A 12,830-nucleotide genomic window follows, 5' to 3' on the forward strand; every position below is an offset into this window, starting at 1 on the left:
AATAGCTCCTTAGTTCGTGCTAGGAGGATTGGACAAAGTTGCCAGCATGTATTTTTGCTTGCGGATGTTGTCCAGTAGGTTGTTGTATTTCTCAATTTGGCTTGCCAGATCGCCGTATTGAGAGGACAGGATTGTGTATTCAGCACGGATTTGCTGTTGCGATTGCGCGAGAAGCTCTAGTGCCTCTTTCTTGTAGGGTGATTTGCTGTTAGCCATCGCAATGCGAGCTGCGCGGAAGAACTCTTCCGAGAAGCTATACATCATGGTCAGGGCTATCGCTCCTGATGACTCTGTTGCGAACAGGTTAGCGCCGTCCTGTGAAAGGACAGACAAGTTACGAACAATGGTGCCAATCCCTCCGGGGAGGTTAGAAACAAAGGCCTTTTCTGGGTCGGTTAAGGTTCCAGAGTTCGTTGCGTATTTGTAGATCACACCAGGTGTAGAGCTTGTTCCTAACAGCATATCGGTGATCTGGTTCTTGATACCTTTGAGCACGACAGTTTTATTGCTGGAGCCAGCACTCAGGCAGTTGGTCGTATCAGAATCACAGGAATAGATCTCAACAGAACCGCCTGAAATCAGGTCTGACAAGGTGATCTTGTTACCTGGTAGGGTCGTCAGAGGGGTTGTTTTCGCACCAGTGCCGGTTGAGTTCGGGTCGTTTACCAGATCACCAATGATGACTGTGCCGGTTAAAGACATGATCGCTTCAAGAAGGGTGTTATCCCCGTACTGGAACCAGGTGTTGGCGTTGTTGCTCTTGAGTTGCTTCCAGACGATGTTGCCAATCATCTTGTTGTATTCGTCAGGTTTGTTGGCTTTCAGTTCTTCCAGAGGACTCTTGCCGCTGGTTTCCTGCTTGGACCCGAAGAAGTCTTCATACAGGCCGGAAGTTGTCGCGGTTATAGAAGCATCAGTTTTGTGTTTAAGGTCCATGCCGCTGGTTAGGTCGTTCACGAAACCTTGAGCGAGCTGGCAGGAGTTGCCCAGATGTTGGTTGAGCGCTTGCACTTTCTTCTGGAAGTTCTCTATCCACTTCGCTCCGTCCGGGAAAACGTTATCGAGCGCAAGCTGGAAGGCATAGCCCTTGGCGTTGGCTGCTACAGCCCGAAGGAGTTGGACAATTTGATCCGCGTTAATGAAGGAAAGCGAACCGCCGAACAGATCTACACCACCGCAACCAGCTTTCCATGATGGAGGGGCAAAGCTCACCAGGTTCTCGTCGAAGATTCGTGTCTTTGCAGTGAACCGGCCACCAGCTAAAACGCCACGTCGTTGGCTTTCATAAACCCCAGGTGGTGTTGTGTTGCTCATTTCATTGAAGAGTTTGTCCATCTGTGATTGGAGGCCGTTAGCGGCTATCGCCCCTGTCGGTGCCATGACGAGACTGGCCGCCACACTCAGGGCAAGCAGGCTCCTTTTTAATGTCTTGTGCGTGACCATCTTAGTTCTCCTGTAATTTGTCCCGGATGTACTTCATGAGTTGTTCCGGTGGCACAAAGTTGTCTTTATCACCGCTCGCTTGAGATAGCTGTTTGAGGTCAGAGCCCAGCTCTGGTGAGGCCAAGCGTTCGGCTATGTTGTTTTCCAGGTTGAGTACCGGACGTGTACGGTTAAACTCTTCGTCTGTGACCCAACCATTGCGTTTTGCTGCGACCAAAATCCTGTGATTCAGCTCAGGAAGAGACATTGGCCCTTGTCCTATAGGAGCGAACTGACCGTCTGGAGATGCGAGGTAAACAGCAGGGAAAGTTACGATACCAAGTTGTTTGGCATGGCCTTCATCGGTTTTGTAATGGGGGAAAAGCCCACTGGGGAGTGGTTTGCCGTCCATAGATACAGGAATGATCGAGAATCCTTCTCCTTGTTCCAACATCTTGATGAGCGGTGCTTGCAAGTCACTGTAGTCATCGTCGGACTTGTAGAAGAAGAATATCCCTACGCGTTCGGCTACGCTTTTGAGTAGCATGTTTTTGGCGTTACCAGCGTCACGATCAACTTGTTGTGAGGCAAACGTGGCAGCAGGACGTCGAGTAATTTCATCCAAGAAAGGATCACCTACGACCGCCAGCTCTGTAGCATCGGAAAATTGTTCAGAGCGATCTATCGCAAATCGTTGCAAGTAGAGAAACGTCCTGACGTTTTCAACGGTAGGATTGTTCCAAGCAAGGTCTTTGTACTTGGGTAAGTTTTCCCGGAACCATTCCGCTGAGAACATTTCTGGGCCGCTCGGAAGCGGAGCAGCAGGCTTAGGCTGTGTAGGCTTCGCTTCTGCCACAGGCTTTGGTTTGGGCTTTTCGGGTTTTTTCTCTGGTTCTTTGGGCTCTTCCTTGTACCAGAACCAACCCTCTTCCTTTCGCTCATAAAAACCAGGTCTTGTGCCATCTTGAGCCCAAGCCTGGTGTGATGCCCCCAGCGTGAGCGCTGCAAGGAGCAGTAAATTCAAAGGTGATTTTTTCATAGTCTCACGCACGTATTTTCCCATGCTCGATATGGTAGAGGTGGGAGGCGTGAAATTAGGCAGGTGTAAGCGCCCATTTAGGGCGCTTAGAGCGTTTTATTTGTCAACTTTCACATGTGAAAGAATTGACCAAACTATTTGGTCGTGTCCTCTTCAACTTCTGTCGCTTCTGCGGCCATCTTCATCTGCTTCTCGACCATGCGTTTTTGGGTGATGTAGCGGATAACCATCTCGACAGCGCTGTTCAACGCAAGGATTCGCATCGCTCTGGTGGATGCAACGTAGAGCAGGTTTATTTCATCGTCACGGGCCATTGGGTCGAGCTCTGGGTCCAGGACATCCGGAAAGTCGTCATAGAGCTGAACAAAGTCCCACTCCAACCCTTTGCACCGATGAGCTGTTGAGACCGTAATGTCAGCCCCAAACTCTTCTTTGACTGTATTGCGTCGTAGAGTGGTGAGTCGTTCAGGGATTTCATCGTAGCTGTTGATGATCTTGACAGCCCTCATCATCTCAGGGTCTTTGGTCGCCTTCGCTACTTCTTGATACTCGAAGTAGTCTTCATACTCATCAAGCAGTTTCTTATTCTTTACCCGGTCTGGCTCTGCCATCGAAAACCAGTACAAATCCTGGAGCTCATTGATCTGGTAAGCGTCGATTCCACCGACCCAGAATACCTGCGCTCCGGATTCGGTCGCAGAGAGCGCCGTCTCTATAACCCCCATGACGGTTCGGTGAAGTATTGCGCGGTGGCCCACGTCACCTGGTAAAAACATGAGTACCTGATCTGCTGGTCCCCGGCCAACAACAGGTCGTGTTTCACCTTTGAGTTCAAGAAGGGCGTTTGCCACCAGCGAAACGTTGGGGCCAAAGCGGAAGCTATGAGTGAGATAGAGTTGGTCGGCGTTCATGAGCTCTTTGCTATCAAGGGCGTTGTTTGCGCCTCTGAACCTATAGATCTGCTGGTGGCGATCTCCAACCAGGATTACCTTGCAGTTCTGCTGTAGGACGATGCTACTTGTTACGGGGTTAGCGTCTTGTGCTTCATCAAAAAGAATGGTGGTGTACCGGCGAGACAGATTCGGCATCCCGAGCTGATACTGTTTGAGGTAGCAATCGTGTACGGTCGGGAACGGATCTTGAACGTTTGTCATCCGTTTCCATATGAGCTCAGCACCTTCGACCACCTGGATTTGGTATCTCTCCTGTTTGGACGTAAGCACTTTACCCGTATCGGCGCGAGCAAAATGCGTATAAAGAATCCGCATGTCTGCACTACACATAAAGGCGTTGAGCGTATCGAGAATATCTTTGGCAAACGTCCAGTTCTTGGTATTCACCGCTTGGGCAATATCGGTGAGCCTTAGGTTGCCGGAGAGTTTGTGCTGGTAGCCCCTTCCTATAGTGGCGTAGGCAAGCTGGTGGGACGTTTTGCAGTCTACGTTTGCAGGAAACTTTTCTCTTGCCTCGTCGCGGATAGCCCTGTTGTATGCCAAGTAGAGGATACGTGAATCGAGGTTGTTGTGGGCGTACTTCACCAGTGTCGTGGTTTTACCCGTTCCAGCGTAGGCCTTAACGACAAGGCGAGGCCCTTTGTACTGAGTGATCAGTGATTGTTCTGGTGTGTCAGGAGGAAGTTGTTTCATGAGGCCCCCTACGACAAACACATCTGGAGAGTGATGCGCTTCTTTTGTGTCGAGAGGAACGTACTGATCCGCTTTTCTTCTCGGGGGAGGGATACTTCACAATCCAGATCTGTCCACCAGTCTGGGGCTTTACCTTGAGCCACCTCCGTAACCCAACTATGGAGACGGTGTAACCAGCGATAGTCGCCAATAGATGAGGTGGCTAGTGTCATAGCCTCCTCAATCTTGGTTTGAAGAGCCGCAGCTCTGTGTCGCCACTCTTCTGAATATTTAGCCTTTCGCGCCATCAGTTTTCCTCTTTCTTTTTCCCTCCCTTACCAGCTTTAGCGAGCTCTTGCTCCAACCCAGAAATTTTGGTCAGTGCATCATTGAGTCTTTGTTCGAGGCTCTTGGCCTGCTGGTCTTTTTCCTGCAACTGACCAGCCATCATGCCTTTGTCTTGAACAAGAGCGCGAGCTTCTGCTTCGGCGCTGGATAATTTGGCGTCCAGCTTTTCTACCTCTCCAGATAGGCGCTGGCACTCTCGTTCAGCGGATTCGCCATGAGCTTTGGCTGTGGCAATGGAGTCCTGTGATTGGGCCAGTTTGGCCTGTACATTTTCGAGCTGCTCTTTCAACGATGTTTTTTGTTCCTGAGCGGCCCGGAGCTTTTCTGTCTGCTCTATACTCTTGCCTTTTTGCTCCTCCAACTCACCCTCTGTAGTTGCCAATTTTTGGCTCAAAGAGCGATTTTCGCTTTTAGCTTGCTCCAGGTGATCCTGTGCTCGGGTCAGATCTGCGGCTTTCGCCTCCAGCTTGCCCTCCAACTCAACGATCCGCTTTTCCAGCTTATCAATGTCAGCCAGTGAGCGTTCTAGCTCCGCAGACTTGAGGGATAGCGAGTTTTCTGCCTTACCAAGGGCCGCATCGAGCTCTGATTTTTTGTTGGTGAGAGCTTCAAGTTGTTCCTCCAGTAGCTCAGCCCGTTCGGTGGCATCATTTGCCATGTCCACGGCTTGCTGCATATCTTCCTGGTACTCAATTTCTTTCTGTCGTAGCAGTTCACGCTCGCGCTCAAGCTGTTCATCGGCGCTTGCTTTGGCTACCGTATAGATCTTCTGTAGGAAGAGCTCAGCATCGCTCATAACCGATTCTGGAAGGACTACCTCTACCAGCTCTTCATCGAGGGAGTGTTCCTCTGACCACTGTTTGAGATACGTTGAAATGGTGGTAAAGCTCCCCTTGCCAATGATGTCTCTGATAGCGATGACCGTTGGGCGTTTACCGGCGTCCTTGAGCTTTTGGGCCGCAGCCGCTACATCGTCAAACTCAACCAATTTTCTTGCCATGAGAACGTTCCTTTTAATTTGTAATGTTTACGATAATTACGATAATACGGTAATTATCATAATTATATATCATGCTGCTGTCGATTGGAATTGTTTGTGTGGGACAAAGCCCTTCCGGCTGCGGAAAAGCCTTGTTACGCGGTCACGCTGATTCATCCAGGGAAGGATTCGATAGTGACTCCACCGAAGGTGCCAAGGATTTCCGATGCCGCTTTATCAGATCGAGTTTTGCGTTGTTCTGAGGCGTCAAAGTTACGAAGCAATTTGAGCTGAACATCCTTATCCTGGAGCACGATCAGGGGCATTGGCGCGGTAACGGTTTTGAGTACCCCTGCGGCCATGACGTTTGCCACCGGTTGAACCTTTACTTCCCTTCGCTCCCGGAGATAAGGCTCCGGGGTGCTGGCGATCTTCTGGATAAGCTGCTCCAGGGGAAGTTGATAGTCTGGCCCAGATCGCTCCAGCTCCTCTCTGATGCGTTGCAAAAGCTCCTCTTTTACGGGCTTCTTCAAGGAGTCCTTCCGTTGCCAGGTGAAGCGGATAGAGTCGATGTCGCCATTGGTATAGCACCGAATTTGTCTGTAAAGGTGGAGAGTCATGACACCAGGGCAGTCCGCTCGAAGTGCTTCAAACCTCTCTTGCCTGGTGGGGTACGTCGAGATAATGAACTCCTCGATACCAGCTTTGGCCGCGTTGATGCGTTCAACCGTCGCCGCAATTTCGTCAGCTACACCAATCCTGGAAGGGGAGAACCAGAGTACCCCCACGGTGCGCCTGGCAGACTTCTGCGAATAGTCTGGGTTGATGTGAAGATCTCTGTAGCTGTGCGCTGCCAGCTCAAGAGCTTCGCGCCCAGTTTGTTCAGTTACGACAATCTTGTTGACGGGCTCGTTCTCCATTCCTTTTCCGGTAGGAGGGATGGCCGCAACTTTTGCGTACCGTGGCGGTAGTCGTTTGATAAGAGAGGACAGGTTCGTTAAGTCGCGGCACATGGCCGAGAATTGTTCTGATATGAAGTTTTTAGCCATGCTGCCGCCTATGTGTGGGTTTGTTCTAACAGTTCATTGGTTACATAGTAGACAGATTTAGACCATCATGCAACGAGGGGGAGGGGCAAGAATACGCCTCCGCTTCGCGTCGGCGGGTGCCCTGTTTGACCTTCGTGTGTGAGATTAGATTGAGAAAGAGAGAGAAAAAGAGAGAAAAAGAGAGAAAGAAGAAAAGCGCGGGGCAAGCCAGAAATGTGGCTGAGGGGGACTGCTGGGGTGGGGCTGGCACCCTCTATACCCCACTTTGCATGATGGTCTAACTTTGTGGTTATAGGACGACTTTTAGAGTGCCTAGATTTGCTCGATTAGGACAAATTTCGGTCCATCCACGCTGATTGGCGTAGCAGCGCGATGGCATCAGAAGGGGTAACTTTCCATGCGTTGGAAAGCTGGCGAACTGCGAAGACTGCGAGCTCCATTCGGTCGTCATCATTGATGAAATTCTGGAGCTGGTTTCCTCGCTCACTAAGGATGATCGCAACACCGGCCTTGCCGTTGTTGTAAACCGCAAAGCTCTTATTCTTCGCGTCGCCGTGATAGGAACCCTCAGCCTTGCTACGCAAACCAAAGAGAACGCTGCAAAACGCCGTCAGTTCGCCGCGAGTGAGCTGCACCGTGATCTTGCTTTTCCAGTCTGGGCTGGACCCCGATGCCCTGATCGGCGCAATCTCGATGCTGACCGTAGGATATTCACCTCTGGTTAGCGTGTGTTGCACATTCAGGCCGGTGCGTTTCGCGGGGTCCTTCTGCCAGTCTGAGAAAAATTTGAGACTTTCGCCGTAGGATTGTTCTGTCATTCCAAATTACCTTTGCTTTGAAGCTCCTGGAGCTGGACCACGAGGTCACGTTGGACTTTGGCTATCTCTGTCACCAAGTCGGCGGTGGCAATAGCGTCGGTCGCTGCTGAATGGGCTCGACCTTTCCAGCTCACACCTGCCTCGCAGGTGGCATCCGCAAGTGAGATTGTGCCGTGCCGGTTGGTTGAGCCAAAGGCATCAGCCGCCAGCTTCATCGCGCACAGACAGTTCTGCTCTTGGGGTCGGTTCCGGCTGAGGGCGAAATGACACCCTAAGCGTTAGCTCTGTGTCGTTGCACGATGTCAGCGACGGTATTCTTGCTGATACCGAGCTCGCGTGCGATCCAGCGATAGCTGCGTCCCTCGGCCCTCATCGCAACCACCTTAGGCAAAAGTCGGTCTGATTTTGGTCGCACTCCGGCCTGACGACCAAGCCTCTTACCACGTGCCTTCGCAACAGCAAGGCCTGACTTGACCCGCTCGCTGATGAGATCCCGCTCAAACTCCGCAATGCCGGAAAGAAACGTCGCCAGCATTCGTCCATACGGCGACGAAAGATCGAACGCCATTCCATTCATGGCTATCACGGAAACCTTCCAGTTCTCCAGTTCACGTAGCGTATTGAGCAGATCGAGCGTCGAGCGCCCCCACCGGGAAAGCTCAGTGACCAGGATTGCATCAATTTGTCTGGACTGGGCAAGCGCCAGGACTTTCTTTCGCTCGGCCCGGTCGAGTTTAGTTCCTGAACCTGTTTCCTTAAATATTCCCACCACGTCGTAGCCGGCACGGCCGGCGAAGGCTCGCAGATCAAATTCCTGGCGTTCACAAGACTGATCCGCTGTTGAAACCCGGCAGTAAATGGCGGCACGATGTCCCAATTGAACCCTCCTGGATTTTTGTATCGGAACGCCCTGATTTATATGGGCTGGCTGTTGTCCAAAACAGACTATACTTCAAAAGGGACGAATTTGTATGTCACGACGCCATATTTTCACCGAACGGCAGCGAGCAGCGCTGTTCGATCTGCCCACGGACGAACTGTCGCTACTGAAGTTCTACACGCTGGGCGATGATGACCTGGAAAACATTAGGCAGCGCCGCAGACCGGAAAACAGGATTGGCTTTGCCCTGCAACTTTGTGCCTTACGATATCCGGGCCGTGCACTGGCTCCTGGTGAGATGATCCCGCGTGAAGTCCTTTCCTTCGTCGGTGCTCAGCTTGGAGTTCCGGCTGATGCGCTTCTCACTTATGCCACACGGCGCCAAACCCGTCAGCAGCACATGGACACGCTGCGCGAAATTTACGGCTACAAGACCTTCACGGGCCGTGGTGCCCGTGATCTGCGGGAGTGGACTTTCGGCCAGGCCGAAGATGCCAGATCAAACGAGGATCTTGCTCATCGTTTTATTGTGCGGTGTCGGGAAACTTCCACCATTCTGCCCGCAGTATCGACAATCGAGCGCTTGTGCGCGGATGCTCTGGTCGCCGCTGAGCGGCGGATTGAAACGCGGATTGCGGAAAATTTAACAGCGGATGTTCGCGATCACCTGGACAAACTTCTGAGTGAAATGCTCGCCGGCAATATCAGTCGTTTCATCTGGCTTCGCAACTTCGAGGTTGGTAACAACTCGGCTGCTGCTAACCGTTTGCTCGACAGGCTCGAATTTCTGCGTACCCTGAATATCAATCATAGTGCTTTGGCCAGCATACCTGCCCATCGCATTGCCCGGCTGCGTCGGCAGGGTGAACGCTACTTCACCGACGGTTTGCGTGACATCACTTCGGACCGCCGCTGGGCGATCCTTGCCGTCTGTGTTGTGGAGTGGGAAGCGGCGATTGCTGATGCCATAGTCGAAACCCATGACAGGATCGTAGGAAAAACCTGGCGGGAAGCGAAGCGCCAGCATGACGAAACAATTTCCGGCTCTAAAGCCACACTCACGGATACGATCCGTACCTTCACCGCGCTGGGAGCTTCGTTGCTTGAGGCCCGCAGTGACGGAACCCCGCTGGAGATGGCTGTCGCCAGTTCGGTTGCATGGGACCGGCTCGCTCAACTGGTAGCGACAGGGACTCAACTCAGCAACACGCTAGCCGATGAGCCTCTTGCATATGTCGGGCAGGGATACCATCGCTTTCGTCGTTATGCGCCCCGCATGTTGCGCTGTCTGAAGCTCGAAGCCGCGCCGGTCGCCGGACCATTGGTAGCAGCAGCTTTGTCGATCGGAGAGATGAAAGGTGTTGCATCGCCAGAAAGGCGTTTCCTGCGGCCCAGCTCCAAATGGAACCGTCATTTACGAGCTCAGGAAAAAGGAGATACCCGTCTTTGGGAAGTGGCGGTACTCTTTCACCTCCGGGATGCTTTTCGTTCCGGAGATGTCTGGCTCGCTCATTCGCGCCGCTATGGTGACCTCAAGCAGGTACTGGTGCCGATGATCGCGGCGCAGGAAAATGCAAAACTGGCCGTGCCTTCCAACCCACAGGATTGGCTGGCAGACAGAAAGGCGCGACTCACGATCGCTCTTAAGCGGCTGGCCCGGGCTGCCCGTAACGGCACTATTCCGCACGGTAGCATAGAAGATGGAACGTTGCGGATCGACAGGTTGACAGCAGACGTGCCGGATGGTGCCGAGGCACTCATACTGGATCTGTATCGCCGAATGCCGTCCGTTCGGATTACCGACATGCTGCTTGAAGTTGATGCAGCCCTTGGTTTCACAGATGCGTTTACCCATCTGAGAACCGGGGCTCCATGTCGCGACCGGATCGGTCTGCTCAACGTCCTGCTCGCTGAAGGGCTCAATCTGGGCCTGCGTAAGATGGCGGAAGCTACAAACACGCATGATTACTGGCAGCTCTCACGCCTTGCCCGCTGGCATGTTGAAAGCGAAGCCATGAACCAGGCATTGGCAATTGTGGTGGCCGCGCAGGGTAAACTGCCGATGTCACGCGTCTGGGGGATGGGCACGTCAGCATCGAGCGATGGTCAGTTTTTCCCGACAGCGCGGCATGGCGAAGCCATGAACATGGTCAATGCCAAATATGGTTCTGTTCCCGGCCTCAAAGCGTATACTCACGTAAGCGACCAGTTCGCGCCATTCGCTTGTCAGTCGATCCCGGCGACCGTGAGCGAGGCACCGTATATTCTCGATGGACTACTGATGAACGAGGTCGGTCGCCATGTTCGCGAACAGTATGCCGATACAGCAGGATTCACCGACCATTTGTTCGGAGCCAGTAGCCTGCTCGGCTACAATCTCGTTCTGCGAATCAGGGATCTGCCATCGAAGCGGTTGTACGTATTTAATCCCGATACGACCCCCAGGGAGTTACGCAAGTTGGTAGGTGGAAAAGCCCGGGAGGATCTTATCGTTGCGAACTGGCCTGATATTTTCCGTTGTGCCGCGACGATGACCGCTGGCAAAATCAGGCCCAGCCAACTCCTGCGCAAGCTCGCTTCTTACCCACGACAAAACAACCTTGCAGTTGCGCTTCGTGAAGTTGGTCGTATTGAACGGACCCTTTTCATTATTGAGTGGATCCTGGATACGGACATGCAGCGGCGTGCTCAGATCGGTCTTAACAAGGGAGAGGCCCACCATGCGCTCAAAAATGCGCTCCGTATCGGGAGGCAGGGGGAAATTCGCGATCGCACGACAGAGGGGCAGCACTACCGAATCGCTGGGCTCAATTTATTGACTGCGGTGATCATTTACTGGAATACCGTCCATCTTGGTCATGCCGTCACGGAGCGGCGGAACGAAGGGTTGGATGTTCCCCCTGAATTTCTTCCCCACATATCCCCATTGGGCTGGGCGCACATTCTACTGACTGGCGAATATCTTTGGCCCAAGGAACCGAAAGCTTAGGGTGTCATTTCGCCCTCAGCCGGAACCGACCCCCTCTTGCCACCAAGAGAGTTGGTCTCCAAATGCACTGGCTGTTTGCCTCAACATCCTACTGTCGAAACTGGAGTTAAATATCACCAGATGACGGCCCGACAAAAGCCGGGCGAGAGCTGGCGCAACTTGAGTCCACGTAGGCTCATTCGACAGCTCAGTCTCGGTGATGCCATGAACACCCATTGCCTGAGGGTCTATTTCCACGGTTGGCCGTAATCTGGTGCAGAGGAGAACCGCGCCTCTGATGTCAGTAACAGCCAGCTCGATCACCTGGTCTCTTTCACCAAGTCCGGTCGTCTCGGTATCGAGAACCAGAGGTTCCAGAGCGACCCACCTTTGTGCCATGACAGAGGCCTTTGCCAGGTTGCTACGCATTCTTGCCTTGACCGAAAGGATGGATTGCGCCCTTATTTGCTTTTGTGATGCCGGTGAACAACCCCTTCTCCGCATTGGTTGGCAATCTGCTATCCGGTACACTCCAAATTGGCCACCATACCCGTTTTTGTAGAACGAAACTGGCTCTACTCCTGGCTTAGGCTTCATCCGAAATTCGTCCCTGAGCCGTCCTTTTGAAAAGCACCTATCGGCTTTCATGGCTTCGGCTCTGGCAAGTTCGAGTTCTTCATCATTCATGCTGTTAATCCGCTATATCGAGGCGTTGGCTCGCTCTCTTCAAACGCTCATCGCCGCGTCTGTCATATTTCTGGGTAGTTGCAATGCTTGAGTGGCCCATTGCGTCCTTCACGGTCACAATATCCTCACCGTTATCCAGCATCGAGGAGGCAAAGGTGCGTCGCAGGTCATGGGGCGCAAACATCTCCAGACCGGCTTCAACTCTTCTGGTCTCCAAGATGTGGTAGATGGCCTGATCCGACATCCGCTCTCCAGTCACATCATCAAACCGCCTGATCCTCGGGAATAAAGGCCCTTCATGCGTTCCTCGAACCTCTTCAACCCACTTATCCAGTCTTTTCCATGCGCCACCAGGCACATACGCCATTCTCTCTTTGTTGCCCTTGCCAAGAACCTTGAGAGCGCGGTCCTTGTAGATCATGCTTCCCATGTCCAGCGCAACGATTTCCGAGCGGCGCAAGCCACACCCGAGGAGCACCCCGAGAATGGCCGCATCCCGAAGCCCTTTGGCGCTTGAATCACTTTCACATGTGAAAAAGAGGCTGCGAATCTCATGGCGTTCAAGTGCCCGCCCTTTAGGAAGTCGAGATCCACGTACTGAACGGACTTGCTTAATGTGCTGGAAGCTATCCGTATCAATTTGCTTCATCGTCCAGGCTTCAAGAGCCACCCCTTTGAGCGCTGACAGGTAGGTGTTGATCGTTGCCGGAGCCTTCCCTGCATCCCCCAGCATTTCCAGCACCGCCAATATGTGGTGCCGCCTCATTGAGCTCCATGCACAGTCACGAAGGTTCTGAAACCCGATCATCTTGGCGACAATGTTGAGGAATGAGCTCATGGTCTGCCTGCTTCGCTTTGACCCGAGGCTCACCAGATAGGCGACGGCGGGGTTGTCCTGGATGTTCCGGAGCGAGCTCGATGACGGCAACAGTTCACCGCGAATGCTTTGTTCTGCCGGAACATTTACTTTCGCATGTGAAACTAGCTCTTCCTTGTCATTGTTTGTGTCGTGCAA

Annotated in this window: 10 protein-coding genes; 1 reads left to right on the forward strand and 9 read right to left on the reverse strand. The window is 52.7% G+C overall.

What is annotated here, in order from left to right; translation table 11 throughout:
* Positions 1–9 precede the first annotated feature (9 nt).
* The 7 genes from AC4OVU_RS24155 to AC4OVU_RS24185 all read right to left on the reverse strand — a co-directional run bounded on the left by AC4OVU_RS24155 (position 10) and on the right by AC4OVU_RS24185 (position 8,157).
* Positions 10–1,443, reverse strand: coding sequence for a conjugal transfer protein TraH (locus AC4OVU_RS24155; RefSeq protein WP_000256129.1), 1,434 nt, complete (start codon positions 1,441–1,443; stop codon positions 10–12).
* A 1-nt stretch (position 1,444) separates the two neighbouring features.
* The gene (gene traF, locus AC4OVU_RS24160; protein WP_001209375.1) at positions 1,445–2,473 is read right to left on the reverse strand and encodes a conjugal transfer protein TraF; all 1,029 of its coding nucleotides are present in this window, start codon (positions 2,471–2,473) and stop codon (positions 1,445–1,447) included.
* 122 nt (positions 2,474–2,595) lie between these two features.
* Entirely contained in the window at positions 2,596–4,107 is a 1,512-nt protein-coding gene (locus tag AC4OVU_RS24165; RefSeq protein WP_000811656.1) for a UvrD-helicase domain-containing protein, read from the reverse strand.
* 286 nt (positions 4,108–4,393) lie between these two features.
* Positions 4,394–5,434: a DNA-binding protein gene (locus tag AC4OVU_RS24170; RefSeq protein ID WP_415989939.1), complete on the reverse strand. Its 1,041-nt coding sequence runs from the start codon at positions 5,432–5,434 to the stop codon at positions 4,394–4,396.
* 152 nt (positions 5,435–5,586) lie between these two features.
* A complete protein-coding gene (locus AC4OVU_RS24175) occupies positions 5,587–6,462 on the reverse strand; it encodes a DNA replication terminus site-binding protein (protein WP_001097010.1) in 876 nt (291 codons plus the stop codon).
* 326 nt (positions 6,463–6,788) lie between these two features.
* Positions 6,789–7,280, reverse strand: coding sequence for a hypothetical protein (locus AC4OVU_RS24180; protein WP_000139717.1), 492 nt, complete (start codon positions 7,278–7,280; stop codon positions 6,789–6,791).
* Between the two features lie 271 nt (positions 7,281–7,551).
* Positions 7,552–8,157, reverse strand: a complete 606-nt coding sequence (locus AC4OVU_RS24185; RefSeq protein ID WP_000509966.1) for a recombinase family protein — start codon at positions 8,155–8,157, stop codon at positions 7,552–7,554.
* Between the two features lie 94 nt (positions 8,158–8,251).
* Here AC4OVU_RS24185 and AC4OVU_RS24190 point away from each other — a divergent pair, with 94 nt between their 5' ends.
* Positions 8,252–11,149 carry a Tn3-like element Tn5403 family transposase gene (locus tag AC4OVU_RS24190; protein ID WP_001553819.1) on the forward strand — a complete coding sequence of 966 codons (2,898 nt, stop codon included), beginning with the start codon at positions 8,252–8,254 and terminating at the stop codon, positions 11,147–11,149.
* 15 nt (positions 11,150–11,164) lie between these two features.
* Here the strand turns inward: AC4OVU_RS24190 and AC4OVU_RS24195 are convergent, their stop codons facing one another.
* Both AC4OVU_RS24195 and AC4OVU_RS24200 read right to left on the reverse strand, forming a co-directional pair.
* Entirely contained in the window at positions 11,165–11,815 is a 651-nt protein-coding gene (locus AC4OVU_RS24195; RefSeq protein WP_415989943.1) for a 3'-5' exonuclease, read from the reverse strand.
* Between the two features lie 4 nt (positions 11,816–11,819).
* A complete protein-coding gene (locus tag AC4OVU_RS24200; protein ID WP_000543934.1) occupies positions 11,820–12,830 on the reverse strand; it encodes a tyrosine-type recombinase/integrase in 1,011 nt (336 codons plus the stop codon).

The organism is Enterobacter sp. 6722112 (assembly GCF_058661685.1).